Origin of the sequence: Colwellia sp. BRX10-3 (assembly GCF_014077505.1) — a bacterium.
Lineage (GTDB): Bacteria > Pseudomonadota > Gammaproteobacteria > Enterobacterales > Alteromonadaceae > Cognaticolwellia.
This window is the reverse complement of the sequence record NZ_JACGWA010000003.1, coordinates 223483-244116: the sequence shown is the minus strand read 5'-3', so window position 1 is coordinate 244116 and position 20634 is coordinate 223483. Positions and strand designations below refer to the sequence as shown.

Here is a 20634-nt window from a genome sequence, read left to right as displayed (position 1 = left end):
TCGCTCTGATCACGGGGCTTCTGCAAACCTAAACTGGGCTGCTTCTTTTTTCTCAGATCCCACACCAAACTTTGATCGTTCAAAGACTTTCGTTTTAGAAGGTGATTTCTGCTGAAATTTGGGCAAAGCCCTGGCAACTATTCCACTCGCCATTAAATCTTTTTCGCCTGTATCTGCTACCGATTTAGCTGCCGCTAAATCTCGGCACTGTAGCACTCCACAGGCTTCACAGGTGAATTCACGCACGCTTAAATCGAACTTATGTTGATGTTGGCATTCGTGACAAATGCCTGAAGACTTCACAAAACGTCCAATCTCATGATACACAGCGCCATTTAATTCAGCCTTGTATTTGGTTAAATTCGTAATTAAACCCATCACGTTATCATTAACCATCTGACCGTTAAACTGCTGCATTCCCTTCACGTTTAAATCCTCAAACACTATGATATCACTGGTCTTGGCTATCGAAAATGACAATAAGTGAGCGAACGCTAATCGTTGGCGAGAGATTTTTCCGTGAAGTTTATTTAAACGTGTTTTTGATTTTTGCCAGCGCTTTGAGCCTTTATTTCTCCGACTCAACTGGACTTGGATTTGCTTTAATTGTATAGCTGACTTCTTTAAAAACTTTGGGTTTTTTTCGTACCGACCATCAGAGCCAACAACCGTATGCTGGCTGTTTATGTCATAACCCACAAGTGACGAAACCACTTGTTTTGCGCTCTTACATTCAACTTCTTGAGTCAGTGAAATGTACCACTTACCATGCTTTAATTGGACGGTAGCCGTCTTGATTTTACTGACTAATTTACGATGTAGAACAATAGGCACTTTGCCGATTTTTGGGAGACTAACATTGCCTTTTTCAATTCGGATACAATTAGAATTATTAACGCACCGAAAACTATCATCGTGGAGTTTTTTCTGCTTAAAGGTGACTTTGAATGTAGGAAATTTCTGCAAACGACCTTTGCTGAACGAGTTCTTTAAAGCTGTTTCTAAATCTCGCGCCACTTGTTGAGAGGCGGCAGAATCAAAGGCTTTTAGCCATATGAATTCTTCAAACTTTTTTAAATCACGGATCAATCCAGCCATTTCGTGGTAAAATAAAAAGGTCTTATCATACCGATAACGACGCATATTTTCAGACAACAACAGATTCCACAATCCACGAGCATACGAGCCAAACTCGATAAGTTTAGCTTCCTGTTCTGCTGTAGGTTTAAGCCTGTAATTGTATCTGAGCGTCTTTTTCATATACTGTATAGACTACTGTATAAGAAGAGGTTGTCAAGTGGAATGTCAAAGTAACTCACATTGTAAGTATCTAATTGCCCTGCATTTAATTCTTGTCGTTAAATACCGAAAACCCCCTACTTATTGGAGGCATGGGAGAATTTATTAAGGCATCTGTTTTAGGTATTTCCGAAGTATCAGACTTTTCTGTTGAGGAAATTGAAATTGACAAAGATCATATCCATATCCTTTTGAGGATATCACCAAAATACGCTGTCGGTCAGCATGTGAGAAGGATTAAGCAACAAACTAACAAGCTAGTTTGGCAGAAATATCCTGCTCTAAAAAGGCAGTTTTGGTTTAAAAAAACGTTTTGGTCTGACGGATATTTTGTCTGTTCAGTCGGAAACGCTTCTGCCGAAACAATTCGAAAGTACATCCAAGAACAAGGTTAGTATATCGATTCATCCCCGCGACTTTCGCTCCGCTCGGATCACGGGGTTTTCTCGACAGATTAGATAAATTAGTCCTTATTTTGTTTCGCTATTAGAAATGCTATCCGTATTACATTCATCCGAGTCTTCAGCTAAATTAGCTTCAGCTTCTTTTGCTGCAATAGCGGCACGTTCAGCCTTTGATACGTATTTAGGCTTGCTCGAATTTTGCAATTTAGCATTCATTTTTTTAAGCTTAGATTTTAAGGTTTGGTTAATTTTCTTTTTACGGTTCATATAACGAGTATTCTTCTCTTAATTACTTAGAACTGCGGACTAATTCAACCCGCTAGTTGTCGTGAATTCTATGTTTAGTTAATCGCTCAGGTGTTGGGCTATTTAAGTAAAGGATGATCTGCCGGTAGTTGTTTGGCAATCCATAACGCTAACTTATGCTTCATGCTTGCTAGGTCTTCACCATCTTTTGGCAAAGGCTGAATAAGTTTATCATTGACGAGTAAACGATATAAACTTTCAATTTTTTCCTTCGCAGCATTAGTGCCTGAAAAACCTTTATAACCCCGGTTTTTCGCATAACCCTCACCAATAACAATGGCTTTTTTCAATAATTCTGCTTCATTTTTTAACTTCTTCATTTCGAGTGTTCTTTCCTATTATATTTATTTTATAACTAGCTCAGGTTTAATCTTGTGGTTTAATCTTGTGGTTTAAACCTGAGCATTAGTGATCATTTTCTTCAAACTTGATATTGCTGCTTTAAGCACACAAATACTCATATTAAGATTTATGCTGCCGACATATCAACACGAAAGGCATTAAGCTTATTGCCGTCTAAATCTCTAAAGTAACCGGCATAAAAACCATCCATTTCACCACGTGGGCCAGGTGCGCCTTCGCATGTTGCGCCTAGCTCTATGGCTTTTTGGTAAAAGGCGTCTACTTCATCAGTTGAGTCAAGCATGATAGCGACCATAACACCATTGCCCACTGTTGCTGGCTGACCGTCAAAGGGTTTAGTGACTGAAACGCCCGGAGATTCTGGTGACTTACACCAAGCAACAAATTGTTCTGTTTCTAGAAATCGTCCTGCGCCGATGGTGGCAAATAGCTCATCATAAAATGCTACCGCTCGGTCTAAATTATTGGTGCCTAAAGTAACGTAACCTATCATGGCAAATCCCTCATATTAATTTTTAATAATCAGCCAACATTGATTTATCAAACTGGTCGGTTGATATGGTTAAATGTAGATTTTCGATTCGTGTGTTCAATTCACTAATGTCAGTATTGAGTTTAGACATTGTTAGTGTATTGTCATCTAATAAATAAATTTGCTTTAAACTAGCATAATAAAAATTCAAAATAACTAAGGCATTTACATCGTCATTTGTCGCTGCAGTTTTGATTTTTTTCAATTTACGATATATCGCATTTTGCTGCTGCTTAATTTGCCAAACATAATACACTTCACTGAAAAAACCACTAAAGCGTAATCGGTGCAAGGCAAAAACACAGGTTAATAACGCCAATAATACGCCGAAAAAATTATATCTAAAATTACTTTCTGTCGCCGAAACTTCATTTGCTATTTCACCCGCAGCCACATTAGCTGGGTCAGCCATTAATTTCGCGCTATCAGCAAACAGCATGATCAAACTTTGCCCATATGCCAAAGCTAAGATGAGTAAACTGGCAATAAAGCCAACAATAATAATATTCAGATGTTTACGATAAACGGGTTTTTGAATGTCTTTTAACTTCATTTCTCAACTTACTTCTATATTTTCAATAAATAATAACGGTAACGGTATCTGGAACTATTCAATAGCTAGCCCAGAGTGACGTTTAACTTGCTGACTTACGCCGCTTTGCCAAACACTCTGACTACTGGCGATGCTTAACTGCTGCTTTGCTCGGGTGATACCAGTATATAATAATTCACGCGACAATAATCTATTGTCTTTCTGCTCAGGCAGCACCATAGCGACATGTTCAAACTCACTACCTTGGGTTTTATGGATGGTCATCGCGTAAACCGTTTCAAACTTAGGCAAACGCGAGGGCAAGATCCAGTCATAACCACCCTGTACATTCTCAAATACCGCCATTAAATGCCCTTGGCTATTACGCCAAAGTACACCAATATCGCCATTATAAACGCCTAAACGGTAGTCATTTTCGTTGATCATGATCGGCTGACTGGCATACAAGCTTGTATTTGACTCAAAACGATTAAACGGAATAACACCTTTATTACGTAAAATATCAATAACTAAAGCATTCAGGCTTTCAACCCCTTGTGGACCTTTACGAGTCGACGATAGAATTCGAAACTTTGCCAATAATGCGAAAGCATCTTCAACCTTGCTACATTGAGATAAGCCTAGGTAATACTCTTCAACAAGTGGTGTTAGCCAAGTTTCAACGTTGCCTGATAATAATGTTAATTGTTTGTCGTTGCTAACGGCTTCGTCTTGAGATGAACTATCAAGTGCTTCACTTTGCTTTAATAACTGCCAACTTTCTTGATATTGACCATTTATTACATAATTCGCGACTCGGCCTATACCGCCTTCACCATCGAATCGACGACTTTTCATTAAAAAAGTTACGCAATCGGCAGCGCTATATTGTGCGGAATTTGCATCGGCAGTTTGATCTTTAGTAAGCGACTGATACCCCGTTACTTGTGCTAAATATTGATGGTTCAAAGCGCTATAACCTAGGTGAGGACGCGGCGCAAAATCAGCTAAAACACTGCCAACCGCAACTGAAGGTAATTGGTCGGCATCACCGAGTAAAATCACTTTAGTATTGATTGGCAACGCCCGAAAAATTCTTGCCATCATAGGTAAGTCGACCATAGACACTTCATCGATGAGCAAAATATCTATATCGAGTAAATTATCTTGATGATGACGAAAGTTTACCTGCTCCGGAATAACGCCAAGTAATCTATGTATGGTTTTTGCTTGTTCTGGAATAAGGTCTAATACTTCGTCATCAATACTGCCGCGAAAAGCTTTTACCGCACTGGTGATAGATTCTGATAAGCGCTGTGCTGCTTTACCGGTAGGCGCCACTAAAGAAATGTTTGGTGCTGTAAACTGACTCTCCTTTTGGCTTTCGAAATTTACGCGGGCAAGCATCACTAGCGCAGCCAGCAGTTTAGTTACCGTGTAAGTTTTACCTGTGCCGGGACCACCGGCAATAATGGCAAAATTTTTATTTATGGCATTGGCTACGGCAACGGCTTGCCAATCAATTTCGCTACTTTGTGTGTCGCTTTGTTGCGCTAGTTCTGGAAACAAAGTCGCTATAATGCTTTTAATATTACCAACATCATCAAATGTCTCACGGTTATTATCCGCTGAACCAGCTGACTTGCTACTAACAACTCGTCGCTCGCGAACAACTTGTTTTAATTCTTGTTCAAACTGATAGTAACGGCGCAAATACAAACGGTTATGACTGAATACTATCGGTTGCTGCTCAGATGGGGCTTGTTTATCAGAATCAGCTAAGGGTAATGTTGCCATTAACGCGGTGAGTGTCTCTAGATCAGAAAATAAAAAGCCTTTAGTGCTCGTGTCGCTTTGATTAATAGTGTCAATAAATAAGCGTTTGCCCGCGACTTGCGCAAGTGGCAAACAACTATGGCCGTCACGTAAACTTGCACTTAAGGCAATTAATAAGTGAAACCATTGCTGCTGTTCAGTCTCTTGGCGAGATGCTTTGATAGTTTCTTGGTTAGAAACGCTAGCCCCAGAAAAGTCCAGACATTGGCTTATTTCTTTCGCAAAAAAGTAGTCTACAGCAACCAGACCATCTATTTGACGTGCGGCATGCTGGAACGAGGCATAAATACTCTCTTGGTAGCTGGTAACTTTGCTTTCGCTGCTAATAACGAGTTCAGACATGAGTGGTTTCCCCCGCAAAAATACTATCTAGTAGCTCTAATTCTGCGAGCGTAATTTGACGATAATAAACACCACAACCTTGATGTTCGCTTTGATCGCTCATGCCACGTAAATACAAATAATAAATACCACCAAAGTGCTGCTCTGGGTCGTAATCTGCTAAGGCATATTTTAAATGCCGATGTAATGCCAAAGCATAAATAAGATATTGTAAATCATAATGATTCTTTTCAATATTATGACGCATTGCCACATCGTTATAGTCACTATACTCATCACCTAAATGGCTAGATTTATAATCACAAACATAATATTTACCATCGGCTTGAAAGATTAAATCAATAAAGCCATGCATCATGCCTTTAAGTTGTTGATAAGAGGGTAAATGCACTCGGTGTTGTCGCGCTATTTTACTATTCGCATTACTACTGGCTTCACTACTGACATGGTTGTTTCTATGTTCGGTCAACAGTTTGGTTAATTGGCTACTGCTTGCTGAGCGCATAGGGTAATAAAACTCGGTTTCACGCAGTGTGTCTTGAGACCCTAACTGTGCTAATGACAAAGTATCATCATGGCTAAGTGGCGTTTGTAATACTTCTTCTAACCATTCTACCAATAGTGCTTGGCCATGTTCTTGCTGAGTATTATCGCTACTCTCGGCAGAACTTCCTACAACATTATCTGCTGTGCTTTGTAAAGTATTACCCGTTTCGCAATCTATAGCGCCATATTTTACCAAAGGCCAATGACAACTTTTTTGCCAATCAGGGGCAGAGAAATCCGTTTGCTCTAAAATATCATGCAGCAAGTTACCGGTTTGTGCGCCTTTGGTTAGCGTGAAACGTAACGCTTTACTGCTATTCGTTGGTGCGTTGAACATATTATCTTGTTCATCACCCAGTATCGCTTCTTGATTGTCGCGATCTGGCGCTGACACACCGTTATGGCGTAAATTTTTGCTCAAGGCAGAAAATGAACTTAACCACCAGTCACGTTCAATTTTGCCAGTAAACTTAGCCACTTCTGGCTCAGCTGTAACATTAGTTTCATCACAGGTGCTTTCGATATTTGATGATACTGAAGGTTCTTCGGATAACTTTCCTTCGGGTAAATAGTTATCTAACACGTCAAGCGCAACCTCTTCTGGGTTGTCTTGTGCTAATTGCTGCAAACTTGTTGCGATGTCAGTTTCTGCAGACCATTTAAGGGTTTTACCTAGTGGCGACTTTTCATAGTTGTCAAAAGCAGTACTGAGAATATAACAACGTTTTTCTGCGCGAGTCACCGCTACATAGAGTAGACGAATAGCTTCGGCATAGGCTTCTGCTGCCATGCGCGTTCGCGCCTCTTCACTACCATCAAGGCTATGATGTAGCGCACCGCTTTCATCGTGATGCTCAATAAAAGTTACATTACGATTACCGAACTTGAGTGGGTCTTTGTTGCGCGTGGCAAACGGCACGAAAACTACCGGATATTCCATGCCTTTAGAGCCATGTTGCGTGATAATACGGATCAGGTTTTCATCACTTTCTAAACGCAGCTCTGCTTCAACTTCTGGATTGTCAATCTGGCTTTGTTGTTCAAACCAAAACAGCAACTCTTGTGGCTGACGATGTCGTTGACTTGCACCCTGCAATAATTCAAATAAATGCAATAAATTGGTTAGTATTCGATCGGCATTACTATTGGAAGAAATAGTATTAGAGGAAACAGTATCGGCAGAGCTGCTATCGACATCACTAACATCAATATGAAAATGTTGGTGCATCAACTGCAACGCCATGCTGATAAAGCCTTTAAACTGCCATTCATTTCGCAGCTTTTCAAAAATCACTTTTAATTGCTGCCACTGTTGTTCATCATGTTGCAACTGCAATAGCTTTTCACGATTAAAACCCATCAACGGGCTTGCTAATGCCGCAGTATATAAACGATCATTTTCTAAAAATAGAATACCTTTTAACAATTGTAGTAAATGTTTAGTTTCGTCGCTTTGTAATAAATTAGCGCGATTACTCATAAACACACTGGCTAAACCACATTCATTTAAGGCAAATTTAATATCTGCCGCTTCAGTACCATCGCGCACTAGTAGCGCAATATCACCGCTAGCCATATTAAGGTCTGGGCAAGCTAATAAACGCACGATTTCATTGGCGCACCAAGCGGCCATATTTGTACGATAACTTTGTTTAACCGACTTATCTTTACCGTCTTTGCCTTTAGACTCTAATTCAACATTAAAATGCACAAACTGCAAAGCATTAAATTCACTGTCTAAAAACACTTTCTCGTGCGCCTTTGGCGAGGCTTTAACCGGTAAATAAGGAATTTGATAGCCAAAAACATCCACCGCGTCGTCTGATAATTTATTACCGTAAAACAGTCGATTATAGCCGGTAATCATAGCTGCACTTGAGCGCCAATTCGTATCCATTAACCATTGGTAATCACAATCGTTTCGTGCTGAAAGATAAGCGAAAATATCGCCACCACGAAAGCCATAAATCGCTTGTTTCGGATCGCCAATCATATAAAGTGCGGCGCTTGGCTGATGATAATAAATAGCTTTTAATATCGAGAACTGTTGTGGGTCGGTATCTTGAAATTCATCAATAAGCGCAACTGGAAATTGAGAAAATATACTATCAGCTAAAACCTGTGTGGACTTATTTCCAGGCTCATGCCCTAATTCAATTTCTCGTTCCTTGGTTAGGCAATCATTTAGTGTACTAATTAAATCGTCAAAGCCCATAACATTGGCTTGTAACTTTTTACGGGTGATTTCCGCTCGAATATGATAAATGCCCTTTCTCACCACGAGTAAGGCATGCGCGCGATTAAGTTGTTTAGCTAATTCTGGATGCTGTTTTTTAACGGTATTAACTGCAGTGAAAATTTCAACTAACTCACTTTTAACTTTTGAGCGGGCATAACGCCTGCCATCAATAAAGGCATCAGGTATTTTTCCATGCTGGCCCGTTACATCGGCTGACAGCTTAGCTAACCAATTTAATAATAAATCTAACTCTTGCTGACGTTTTTCTCGCTCATCGCCCTTTTTAACATCAATTAGCGACTCAGTTAACATGGCTTTATGTTCGTTCAAACTCGCAATAGCTTGTTCAACTAAAGCTTTAAATTCAACACTTATGTTTGCAGGATCTTGCACGTTCAACTGGTTTTGTGTCGTTAATGCTTTTGAAAACTGATTAATAAAAGTGCCGGGTTCTGGCCAGAACTCAGTCACTAACTTAAAGGCTTGGCTGTTATTTTCTGTGTCTAATGCCAGCACCCGATACCAGTCTTGGCAGGCTTCTAAGGTAATATCTTGGGTGTCTGTTTCCATTTGGGCATTAAAACTAATACCACTAGCAAAAGCATATTGGTTTAGTACGCGTTTACAAAAACCATGAATGGTAAAAATAGCAGCTTCGTCAATATACAACAGCGCTTGGCTTAACCGAGCTTTTACTTCTCGACTGCCAATATTCTTGTTAGCCAGATTCACACTTAAGGTTTTAAAGTAGTCATCGCTAACAATTAAATTGTCCCAACTGTGCAAACTTTCTCGAATAAAATCGTCAATACGACCACGAATTTCTTCTGTCGCATCTTTGGTGAATGTCATCACCAAAATTTGTTCAATCGGTAACTCTCGCTCTAATAATAAACGTAAGAATATTCGGGTGATATTGTGAGTTTTACCTGTACCCGCACTGGCTTCAATTAAATGTTTACCTTGCAGGGCTATGGTATTTGCGTTTAAATTTTTCATTTTTTAGCTCCCTGCTTTACACTTTGCTTTACTGTCTGCAAGGCATCGAACATCGGCTGATACAAGGTCAATAACCTTGGCGATATTTCGTCATAATCAGGGCACTGAGGCCAAAAATATTGTACATAGGCATCATCGCCAAAGGCTTGGAAACTGTTACTGTCAGACCAAAATTGTTCGAACTGCGTTTGCTCAAACACTTTACTCTTACGTATTTTTTCACCAATATCGCCATTAAGTAATAGTGGCTGATGTTGCCCTAAATAAAACGACGTAATTAAACGTAATAATTGCCCTTTGGCATCTTCAATATCACTAAAGTAAAATTGGCTTGGTTTCTGGCTTTTGGTGTCAAAATAGTAACCATGTGTAGCGCTAATATTGGCAAATATGTCCGCGTTTTCATTTGCTTCATCCGCTTGTGCTATTTGAATAATTAACTGATGCAAATATAAGGTAAATAAGTCTTTCGCTTTCGCGCTACTGCTGCGATAAAACAATGCTTTGTTATCAACAATCGTCAGTTTGCAATTTAGTGTTAAACGTTTAGGTAATACCTTTGTTAATATTTCTAAGTCACTGTTTGAATACAAGCCATCAGCAAGCAAGGTTTGATTGGTTAAGATATTGGCTAAATCAAGCATGACGTTGCAATCGATAGGAGCAATAGTTAAGCCGTTATTTTGCGTTAATTCCGTGATAATAAACTGACTAAAGTCTTCACTGTCTTTTTGCCAGCCTTTTATCAACTCATCGGTGCTGGGTAAGTCGGGCAAGTTGCCTGAAAGTTTAGCGCTGAGTAATATGTCGTCACAACTTTGCTTGCTTTGCGTGGGAGCTAAGTAATAGTTGAGTAATTCTTGCCTAAGTAAATAGCTATCGAGGTGGTTAGGCACAAACGGCTCCACGTCATTAATTACCGTATTAGTATTATCTAAATATAAATAAAGCGCGTGTTGAGCATAATAGCGCGAAGGATGCTGATAAAAACGAATAACATCAGTGGCAGATAAAATTTCATCACTAATCACAACGTTATTTTCTGAGGCTATTGCAGCGCCATTTATAACAGTAGGTTCAATATCCACTTTTGCTCGACGCAAATGAAGCCAGTTAGCGTCAAAACTCGCAAATCTGCCAAGATAATTTTTTTCGCTAAACGCCTGCATGGGTAATTGCCTCACTTGGCTTAGTGTATTCGTTTTAGCTCCAGCTTCAGCATTTAAACCCAGTAGTTGCCAGCCATAACCGCGGGCAAGATATTCCATCAGCTCTTTTAATACTAACGACGGCTGACGGTCTTTATTATTTCGAATATTTTTCCCTTGATAGCTTAAATACAAAGCTTGGCGAGCAGAAATTATCGCCTCTAGGAATAGATATCTGTCGTCACCTCGACGAGATCTGTCACCCAACTGCGCCGGTGTTGTGGTCATTAAATCAAAACTTAACGGTTGGCGTTGACGTGGAAATTCTCCATCGTTCAAACCTAATACCGCAATAATTTTAAAAGGAATACTGCGCATCGGTAACATAGAGCAAAAAGTGACTTGTCCGATCATAAACTGTCGACCGGGATCTGGTTGACTGAAATGACTGTTCAAAAAATCGCGAATAACCGCCAAGCTAATATTGCTGGTATAAGCCGCGTGCTGACAATATTCCACTAACGACTCAACTGCGCTGCGCACCACATTAAGACCATTATCGTTTTCATCGTCGAAGAGTTGCTGTAATAAATCAAACAAAAACTGCTGCCATTGCGCCGCTGTGCGCGCTTTCGACATGCTAATAGCGGTTAGTTGCAACTGTTCAATAATTAACATCAGTTTGCCAAGTAACTCACTATCGCTACCTTCAATGGTGGGCAATAACATCTGGTTTTGGTAAATAACGCTATGGTCAGCAAAAGCAAAGCCCCGCATTAAGCGCGTAAAACCTTGTTGCCAGGTAAAGCTGTCACTGGTGCCGTTCAGTTTTTCGCTTTCTTGAGCTTCGCTTTGCGCTAACACTTGTTGCTTATGGGCTTTATCTAAGCCCCAATGCACGCATGAAACTTCAAGCCAATGGGTGATTTTTTCAATATCGTCAAGGTTAATGCCAAAGCGAGCTTGCATCGCAGGTAAACGTAATAAAGCAATTAAGCTCGATACTTGAAAGCGACTATCAGGCAAGGTTAATAACTGTGAAAACGCGGCAACTAACGGCTCGGCGTCTTTACTGATGCGATCAGCAATTGAACACGGCAAAGGTGGCACTTCATCAGCAATATCTTGCCAACCGCGGGTAAATACCGCATTTACATAAGGCGCGTATTGCTCAACTTGCGGACACATCACTAAAACGTCTTTTGGCGTTAAGCTTTTATCCTGATTAAATTGATGCAATAACCAATCGTGCAAACCTTGCACTTCTCGCAAAGCACTGTGCGCACTGGTAATTAAAATTGAACCATCAACTTTAGGCGATTGATTATCATGGTTTTGAGACTCAGGAGAACGCGCATCAGTGAGGGATAGAATATCTTGCTGGACACTGGCTAAAATATTAGCTTGTGCGATGGCTTCTGCGCTAGGGTTAGCTTGGTCTGCACTCATTGAGTCTTCACTTGCTAAATCTGCTACAGCTGACTCAAATACATCAATATTGATAGTACTGTATTGATACAATAAGGCCATAAACTCTCTGCCTTGCTGACCTAAGTTGGCTAATAGAGGATTGCCCACTTGTCGGTTTATATCGGCTAAATCTGTATTTTCTACATCAGAGTCTTTTGTTTTAGTACTTTCTACTTTCGTACTTTCTTTTTCAGTAAAGAAGCCCAATTGTTGATTGTTTTCGCTGCAACTTTCATCTGAAGATTTAAATTCAGCGGAAAAATCAGTGCCTTTAAGCCAAGCTTCAATAGCATTTTTTTCAGTAACCACATCACCCCAATAAGCATAACAAGGGTTTAAATGGAAAAAGTGTACATCTATTTGTTCACTCAGGGCATTAATGAATTCAAGCCAAAGTGGTGCCATGGCATTGATGCCAAAAAACGATAAACGATGCGGTAAAGCTTGTGCTTTTAATCTATCGACATTGTTTAAGTTTTTTATTGCTAGCGCGACTAGTTCACGGGGGTCATAAGGTTGTTCGCGTACCAGTAAATGCCAAAGTTTACCTTGCCAAACAGCATTGCTTGCTTCTGTTTCTTCAACATGTTCACCTTCTTCGATACTATCTGATGCAGCTGCACTCGTTTGGTGATCAAAAGCAGTAAACTCACCTTGATGCCAAGCGTGGATCCATTCAGGCCGAAATATTAAGTATTGCTCATATAAATCCGCTAACTGACAAGCTAATTGATAACGCTTTAACTGCTCAGCTTCGCTATATGAATTATTAGCAGTATTGTTTAAATCAGCCTGCCAATAATCACTAGCCACTTGAAACGCGCTATCTTCAATCACTTCATTAGAGGCTAATAAAGTATCAATACGCCAAGCGAGTACTTCTCTTGAATAAGGTGATTGCTCGGGCACGTCTTCATCGCTGGCTAAATTTCGAATTAAATTCCACAAAAATTGCGACGGCAAAGCGTAGCTCATATTCATGCTGATGCCCCGCTGTTCGGCCAGCGACATATTAAGCCAATGTTGCATGCCAGCATTTTGCACTATTACGGTGTCTTGAGCGAAAACAGGAAGTGGGGAAAGTTGCTGGATTTTATCAAGCAATACTAACAAATTTTCCATTTTATTAGCGGGATAAAGATAGAACAAATGCGCGCCTTTTTAGCCATTTTTCTTATAACTAAATTTAACCACATCAAGCCTGATAACACTAGCGGTTGTTGTGCCATAGACATTGAATTTTATTGAAAAAAACGTTTGCCATAATTAAGAATGATCAATGGATATATCATTTGGGAACGGTCGCCCTTGATTCGTTTCAATAGCATCTTTAAGACTCAGTAAAAACACCGCCCATTTAGTACTGCAATGCGCCATAAAGTCTGAAGATTCTTGCCAGTTAGCATGGGTAAAGCGCACAAATGTTTGTGCGCCATCAAGGTGTAATTTAAAACTGATTTCGGTTCCTATCCAAGCTTCTGGCATATTACCTGAATGCTGCCAACGCACGGTTTTATTTGGCACTAGCTCGATCACTTTAAAATCAGGGCCGCCGCCATTAAAACGAAACTTGATAATTGAACCAACCTCTCCTGCCCCTGAGATATCGTTGGTCCACCATTGAGTCAGGCCATCATTAGCGCTAGTTTTATACTAATGGCTTACATAATGTCGACTGAACATTAAGAAAAACTAATCACGCCAGCTTTATAAATTCGACTTTACTGACTTCTGAGCAACCACTGTTGTCGCTTTATTTAGTGGTTTTAACCCAAATAAAAACCTAAGTATATTAAAGGGTTTAATAATGAAATAACAAATTCCACTTGTTATCAAAAATGATAAAGCGAATAGTGAAATTACTTTAATCGACAAGGGCATTTGCCAATTAATTACAAAATAACCTATCACCACTATTACGGTTTGATGAAAAATATAAAAGGGGTAAATAAGCTCATTGCTGATGTGAAGCCACTTGGGTGTTTTTGTTAAATAATACTGAGCGAAACCTAACATAGTTAACAGCATAGACCAGGATACCAAGCAGCAAACTGTCCACCATAATGCCCAACGGGTATCTAGTGACAAGTATTCACTCAGATCAGGTGAATAATAGTACCCATAGAAAATCAATGTACTAACGAGCAGTATAATTAGATTAAAAAATCGTTGGTCGCATATGGCTTGCCAAACACTTTTACTACGAATGAAAATCATACCTGTGATGAAAAAGAAAAAGTAATAGGCTGAAGATGACAGGTTCTCAATTTTGTTATCATCGCTGGCAAACGTTAAAGAAAAATATACTTTGATAATGATTAGAAACCCAACCAATAAAAACAATCCTGCTCTGCATTTAGCAATGGTTTTCACCGCGTTTATGACTACCTTCCCAAAATTAAAATTTAAAAACATATTGATAGGAATGGCCAGAAAGGCAAATACAATCAGGTACTCAATAAACCAAAGATGATTCGCTTCAAAATTAAGCACAAGTTTGGGGTATTCTTGCCAGTATGACTGAAGTTGATTGATGTTTTCAATATAGTTCTGTGGGGGAACAACCAATAACAACCCAACAAGTAGAGGAATAAAAAGCCTTAATAACTTGTCTAATGCAAATTTTTTAATTGTTACCTTGGACAGTAAAATAACGGTGCCAACCCCAGAAATAAAAAATAAGGCAGGTAACCTAAATTGTTCAAAATAGACCATTACGTCATCAAGTAACTTACTTGATTCATTATTCATGATATGCCAATTATCACCATTAAAAGGCATAAAAACATGATGAAGGAATACTGCAAAAATCAATATAACCCTCAACCAATCTAATTCAGATAACCTGGCAGCATTCTTCAATTCCATTTGATAACCGTATCCTTAAAATATAAATTAATGTTATGACATTGGCATAGCTTGCAGCGTGGTTATACTCTATACATCTTTAAAGCTTCATTCATGCTTAACTAAATTTCAGTAAAAATGCCAATTTATGCCGTTTTTGGTGCGAACATAATAACAGCCATACCAACTAATGCAATTGAGCCACCAACAACATCCCAAAATGTAGGTTTGACGCCATCAACGCCCCAAAGCCATAATATTGCGACAAAAATATATACACCACCATACGCCGCATAAACACGACCAGCGGCCGTAGGATGCAACGTTAGTAGCCATGCGAATAATGCGAGACTTGCCGCTGCTGGAATTAGCAACAAAATACTTTTATCTTGCTTTAGCCAAAGGTAGGGTAAATAACAACCAACAATTTCTGCTAGCGCAGTAATGGCAAAAAGAGCGATTGTTTTAAGTTCAAACATAAGAGTCCTCGTATCTAGTTAAATTGCCAACTATTAGCTCAACTACTTGTTGTACTGGTTTTGCTAATAGGATATTGACGTTGCTAAAAGCGGTAAATGAATATAGCCAACTGGATTTTTTCACATCCGAACAGTACTAAGTAAACGATTATCAGTTTTGGCTTAATTGACTTTTTAGTGGTTGGGCAACAACTTATATCCACTTTCAACATAAACATTACCCTAATTTAGGCCTATCAGTTAAAGTTATTCGCCCTTTTGCTTTACAGAATTCAACCTCAGATATAATGCGCCAAGCACTGCGGCAAGTACCGAGGCAACTAAAATAGCTGTTTTGGCGTATTGCAGTTGCTCAGGTCGTCCATCAAATCCTAGCATGGCGATAAAAGTAGACATGGTGAAGCCAATACCGGTTATCAGTGAAGCACCTACAACGTGTTGAAAGTTAACGCCACCGGGCAAGGTGCCTAACTTGTAACGCAGAGCTAGCCAACAAGCGCCAGAAATACCGATAAATTTACCCAGTAATAACCCAGAAATAATACCTAAACCAATAGGATGTTGCAGGCTATCAACAAGTGAGTTTAAGCTAAACACTACACCCGCATTAGTTAAAGCAAATAGCGGTAAAATAAACAATGCTACTGGCAAATCTAGGGCATCTTCCCATCTACGCAAAGGCGTACTAGCTTCTTCAACAACATCACGTACTTTTAAGACCTTTTCGTGGTCTTCCTTACTACCAAGCACATCTACCGACTTAGGTTTCTTCTCCATCGATTTAATGATTGATTTTGCTTTATTTAGTAATTTTTTTGATGCTAACTCTGGACGTGCTGGTACGGTCAAAGCAATGGCGACACCGGCAACCGTAGGATGAACGCCAGATTTAAGCATTAGCAACCACGTGGCAATGCTAACAATAATATAAAACAGTGGTTGTCGTACGCCGGCATAGTTAGCAACGGCTAAAAAAGCGATAAGTGCAAATGCGCTCGACAGTGGCATGATAGAAATTTGCTCAGTATAAAATATGGCAATAACAAGTATTGCGCCAACATCGTCAACAATAGCAAGGCCAACAATGAAAGCTAACAGGCTGTCAGGTATATGTTTTCTTACGATGGTCAACACACCGAGAGCAAAAGCAGTATCGGTGGCCATGGGTATGCCCCAACCTATTTGTGAATCAAGAGAGTAATTAAACATTGAGTAGATTAATGCCGGACAAATCATGCCACCTAGCGCACAAAAAATCAGCATGCGACGATTTTCAGGTTCCGCCAGATCGCCCACTAACACTTCGCGTTTGATCTCAAGGCCAAGTAAAAAGAAAAATATCACCATTAAGCCATCATTAATAATATGCTTAAGTGACGCTTTAAATTCGAAGTCGCCAAAAATCAAGCCAATTGGCGTGTGCACTAAATTGACATAACTTGCTGAGTAGATTGAGTTTGCCCACCATAGAGCTACGATTGTTGACAACAAAAGAAACAAACTGGAGGTTGTTTGGGCACGAATAAAGCTGGAAAATTGTGGCTGAATATTGTTCAAGCCTCGTTCTAATGCATTTTTAGAGTCGTTGGTCATCTAGTTTCCTTAATGATATAAATGGGCTGAATTACCAATTAGCTCCAACTAACCGAAAACACCAATATTTTTTGTAAATATGAAAGTACTGAAAGCAACTTAAAGGGACAAGCTTTCTAAAGTCAGCTTATAAAATGATAGATGCTAACCAGCTGCTTAATATTTACAGCTAATAGTTACTTAATAGCATACTAATTCATAGCCAAAATGCCAACTTAATCATGTTTATTCAAAGCCTTGTTCAAATTTATTATTACCATTCGCTTAGTTTTAAACCATACAAGTAAGCCACTATAAATTGCAGCAAGATTTTGTTTATAAAACACTAATATAGTTTGTTCGTGCTACACTGTTTTATCAAAATTTCATTGCTAATAGTGCTTTGCAATAGTGCATTGTTAATGTCGCTTTATCAATGGTTAGACTAATTTTCAACTTGCTCGATATTTTAAAATAACGAATTTTAAGAAATAAATGACGAAGAAACTAAAAGGCTATTAAGTGAGTATTCTAACGGTTGAGCATATCAGTAAAAACTTTGGTGAATTGCAAGCTGTAGACAATGTCAGCTTTGAAATTAACCAAGGAGATATTGTTGGTTTTTTAGGAAAAAATGGCGCAGGTAAAACGACCTTAATGCGTATTATAACAGCTTTTCTAGCGCCATCTTCTGGCAGAGTTTTCATTGATGGCGATGATATTACTCAGCACTCGTTAACCATTAGACAGAAAATTGGTTACCTACCAGAAACGCCGCCTTTGTATAACAACATGACGGTATTGCAGTATGTAAAGTTTGCCGCTGAAATAAAAGGCGTGTCATCTAAAAATCAAAAGGTTCAAATAGCAAAAACCTTAGAAGAATGCCAATTAGCGCACGTTAAAGACAAAATTATTTCAACATTATCTAAAGGTTACAAGCAAAGAGTCGGTATAGCTCAGGCTATTATTCACGAGCCTAAATTACTTATTTTAGATGAGCCAACCAGTGGCCTAGATCCCATACAAGTTCAGCAAGTTTTAGCGTTAATTAACAATCAACGAGAACAGAGAACGGTATTGCTCAGTACACATACTTTGCCTGAAATTGAAAAAATAGCACAACGCATATTAATGATTAAATCTGGTCAGCTTATTATAGATGAACCTTTAGATACCTTACTCAAAGGTAAAGAGCAACAAGATAGCCAAGCGCTCCCCATAACATTAGAGCAAATATTTATTAACCATCATCAAGCACCAACGTCCGTACCCTCGTCAACATTAACGCAAAGTGTAAGTCATTACTGATGAATAAAATTATCGCACTAACCAAAAAAGAGCTACATAGCTATTTTAGTAGCCCTGTCGCTTACATCATTCTCATTGCTTGTTTGTCTTTGTTTAATATCCTTTTTTTCATGCTTATAGAGCAAAATAGAGAAGTGTCGTTACGCGATATATTCCAAGTCATGGAGTTTATGTTCATCTTCATTATCCCTTTATTAACCATGAAGTTATTTGCTGAAGAAAAGGCTAATGGCACCATGGAATTTTTACTTACCGCGCCTTTAACTCCGAGCATGATAGTTTTAGGTAAGTATTTCAGCATGCTGATTTTTTACTCGCTATTAATTGGCGTAACCAGTGTTTATTATTTTATTGTTGATTATTACGGAGAGCCTGATCCTTACAGTATTTTATCGGGTTATGTCGGTATTTGGTTAGAAGGTGCCTTTTTTATCGCTATAGGTTTACTAACCTCATCATGGACACGCAATCAAATAATTGCCGCCATGACTTCTTACCTGATCCTATTTTCACTTTACTTTTCAATAAGCTTTACCAAATATTTCACAGGTTTTGCTGAAAGTTTTTTCACTCAATTAAGCACACGCACACATCTTGAAAATTTCGCTATTGGTGTTATCACAGCCAGCGACGTTATCTATTATTTAGCCGGCATTGTACTTTGTTTGGTATTAACCTGTTTAAGCATCAACCATAGGTTGTGGCAATAAATGAGCATTAAAAACAATAAACGTTTACACATTACAAAGTTATTACCAACGTTGGTTGGCGTAGCACTGTTTAGCTTTATATTAGGCTTGTCATTATTTTATATCGACGCAGCGTTTTCTTTACTTTCCTTAAGCCTAGCCAGCGGTTTAACACTTAGCGGTGGCATTACTCTTTTAGTCTTACTGATATTGAACAACAAAATTAATCATAAAGCTTTGACGGAAAAAACTAATCAAGTTGCTAGCAGCGGACGTTTTATCGGTAAACAATGGAAAAAAATCTTAATCATTTTGATCATGATTATGGCGAGTGTAGCCTTTATTGCAATTAGCCACTATGCGGCTAATAGCATAACTACACGATGGGATGTTACGGAAAATAAACAACATACTTTAACAAAAAACACTGTCGACTTTATTAGTACCCTTAAAGAAGAAGTAGAATTAACCGCACTTTATGTCGGCTTACCACCAAAATATTTACAAGATTTATTTAATGAATATGAACGGCTATCTGCTGGACTTATTAGCACGCAAATAATTGACCCAATAGAAAACATTTCATTTGCTGCTAAATTTGGCAATGTGGTGAGTGGCCGTGAGCGCAAAGTTATAGTGCAATCGAGCAATGGCCGTAAAGACGTTGATTTTAGCGATGACGCACTAACGGAAGAAAAACTCACTAATACCATTGCCCGTGCTAGTCGCCCACCAAGGCAAGTTTACTTTCTCGTGGGCCATGGCGAATATTCACTAACAAATACTGACAATGTTGGCTTATCAACTTTTAAACAATTATTGGCCGATAACAACGTACAAAGCAAAACATTAATGTTAGGTATTACCCAGTCTATCCCTGTTGATTGCGATGTGCTTATTATTGCTGGTGCGCGCACTGAACTTACCGCACAGGAAGATAAGTTAATTGTTGATTATTTAACCGCGGGTGGCGATGCGCTATTTCTGATTGAACATACTACAGTTACAACACCTGATAAGCCCTTAACAGCAGAGCAGTTGCAAGAAAACCCATCATTAAATAGCATTATTAATCAGTGGGGACTTAACGTTAAGTCAGATATTGTGGTTGATTTAACTAACCATGTTGGCGACGATGTTGGCAGCCCCGCCACCAAAAACTACCAAAAGCATAAAGCCATTACCGAAGGTTTAGATTATACCTTTTACGTTAGGCCACGCTCCATTGAGAGGTTAGCTGAACGTCGCCCAAGCATTAAATTAGCGGTGATTGCGTCTACGGCATCAAAAGAAAAAAGTTGGGCAGAAACCAATAGAAATTTAGCCATTCAATATGATCAAGGCATAGATACCCCTGGCCCAGTACCAATTTCTTATGTCGTGCTTGAAGAACACAAAGCTGAAAATACTGCGCCAAATAGCCCCCCCTACAAAATGAAAACGGCTCGTTCAGACACTCGAATCATTGTTTTTACTGACGCAGACTTCTTAACCAATGTTTATATTAATCAATACAGTAATGCCCAAATGGGGCTTAATATTGTTAACTGGTTAGCGGAATTAGACTATAAGGCTTTTGTCAGTGCAAAAGCGATAAAAATTGAACGTTTAGACTTAACCAGCAAACAAAAACGTCAGGTTGTAGTGATATTATTCTTCACCATATTTATCTTTTTTATTGTCGGGATTGTGGTTTGGTTAAAGTCTAAACAGCGTTAAT

The 20634-nt window shown here is 39.0% G+C and carries 16 protein-coding genes; 4 read left to right on the top strand and 12 right to left on the bottom strand.

Going from position 1 to position 20634, the window contains the following annotated elements:
* Window positions 1–9: 9 nt before the first annotated feature.
* On the bottom strand, window positions 10–1260 hold the full coding sequence (locus tag H4J38_RS07830) for an RNA-guided endonuclease TnpB family protein (protein WP_182131127.1): 1251 nt from the start codon (window positions 1258–1260) through the stop codon (window positions 10–12).
* 92 nt (window positions 1261–1352) lie between these two features.
* Here H4J38_RS07830 and tnpA point away from each other — a divergent pair, with 92 nt between their 5' ends.
* Complete coding sequence (tnpA, locus tag H4J38_RS07825; RefSeq protein WP_220465476.1) at window positions 1353–1694, top strand: IS200/IS605 family transposase; 342 nt, start codon at window positions 1353–1355, stop codon at window positions 1692–1694.
* A 75-nt stretch (window positions 1695–1769) separates the two neighbouring features.
* Here tnpA and H4J38_RS07820 read toward each other — a convergent pair whose 3' ends face one another.
* From H4J38_RS07820 to nhaA, 11 genes are all read right to left on the bottom strand, one after another.
* The gene (locus tag H4J38_RS07820; RefSeq protein WP_182131125.1) at window positions 1770–1970 is read right to left on the bottom strand and encodes a DUF2986 domain-containing protein; all 201 of its coding nucleotides are present in this window, start codon (window positions 1968–1970) and stop codon (window positions 1770–1772) included.
* Window positions 1971–2068: 98 nt separating this feature from the next.
* Entirely contained in the window at window positions 2069–2329 is a 261-nt protein-coding gene (locus H4J38_RS07815) for a DUF5062 family protein (RefSeq protein WP_182131123.1), read from the bottom strand.
* A gap of 149 nt (window positions 2330–2478) precedes the next feature.
* Window positions 2479–2865 (bottom strand): VOC family protein, encoded by a 387-nt coding sequence (locus tag H4J38_RS07810; protein ID WP_182131121.1) that lies wholly within the window; start codon window positions 2863–2865, stop codon window positions 2479–2481.
* Window positions 2866–2887: 22 nt separating this feature from the next.
* Window positions 2888–3457: a DUF3087 family protein gene (locus H4J38_RS07805; RefSeq protein ID WP_182131119.1), complete on the bottom strand. Its 570-nt coding sequence runs from the start codon at window positions 3455–3457 to the stop codon at window positions 2888–2890.
* A 54-nt stretch (window positions 3458–3511) separates the two neighbouring features.
* On the bottom strand, window positions 3512–5614 hold the full coding sequence (recD, locus tag H4J38_RS07800; RefSeq protein ID WP_182131117.1) for an exodeoxyribonuclease V subunit alpha: 2103 nt from the start codon (window positions 5612–5614) through the stop codon (window positions 3512–3514).
* Window positions 5607–9398, bottom strand: coding sequence for an exodeoxyribonuclease V subunit beta (gene recB, locus H4J38_RS07795; RefSeq protein ID WP_182131115.1), 3792 nt, complete (start codon window positions 9396–9398; stop codon window positions 5607–5609). Before recB ends, recD begins: the two co-directional genes overlap by 8 nt.
* Window positions 9395–13165, bottom strand: coding sequence for an exodeoxyribonuclease V subunit gamma (gene recC / locus H4J38_RS07790; protein WP_259365440.1), 3771 nt, complete (start codon window positions 13163–13165; stop codon window positions 9395–9397). Before recC ends, recB begins: the two co-directional genes overlap by 4 nt.
* A 117-nt stretch (window positions 13166–13282) precedes the next feature.
* Complete coding sequence (locus tag H4J38_RS07785; protein ID WP_182131276.1) at window positions 13283–13645, bottom strand: SRPBCC domain-containing protein; 363 nt, start codon at window positions 13643–13645, stop codon at window positions 13283–13285.
* Window positions 13646–13723: 78 nt separating this feature from the next.
* Window positions 13724–14884 carry an acyltransferase gene (locus H4J38_RS07780; RefSeq protein ID WP_182131111.1) on the bottom strand — a complete coding sequence of 387 codons (1161 nt, stop codon included), beginning with the start codon at window positions 14882–14884 and terminating at the stop codon, window positions 13724–13726.
* Between the two features lie 125 nt (window positions 14885–15009).
* On the bottom strand, window positions 15010–15342 hold the full coding sequence (locus H4J38_RS07775) for a YnfA family protein (RefSeq protein ID WP_182131109.1): 333 nt from the start codon (window positions 15340–15342) through the stop codon (window positions 15010–15012).
* A 246-nt stretch (window positions 15343–15588) separates the two neighbouring features.
* Window positions 15589–16935: a Na+/H+ antiporter NhaA gene (nhaA, locus tag H4J38_RS07770; protein WP_182131107.1), complete on the bottom strand. Its 1347-nt coding sequence runs from the start codon at window positions 16933–16935 to the stop codon at window positions 15589–15591.
* A 501-nt stretch (window positions 16936–17436) separates the two neighbouring features.
* On the opposite strand from nhaA, the gene H4J38_RS07765 reads away from it, so the two are divergent.
* The 3 genes from H4J38_RS07765 to H4J38_RS07755 are packed head-to-tail and all read left to right on the top strand — an operon-like array spanning window position 17437 to window position 20633.
* Window positions 17437–18225: an ABC transporter ATP-binding protein gene (locus H4J38_RS07765; protein ID WP_310733454.1), complete on the top strand. Its 789-nt coding sequence runs from the start codon at window positions 17437–17439 to the stop codon at window positions 18223–18225.
* On the top strand, window positions 18225–18935 hold the full coding sequence (locus H4J38_RS07760) for an ABC transporter permease (protein ID WP_182131105.1): 711 nt from the start codon (window positions 18225–18227) through the stop codon (window positions 18933–18935). Before H4J38_RS07765 ends, H4J38_RS07760 begins: the two co-directional genes overlap by 1 nt.
* Entirely contained in the window at window positions 18936–20633 is a 1698-nt protein-coding gene (locus H4J38_RS07755; RefSeq protein WP_182131103.1) for a GldG family protein, read from the top strand.
* The last annotated feature ends 1 nt before the right edge of the window (window position 20634 follow it).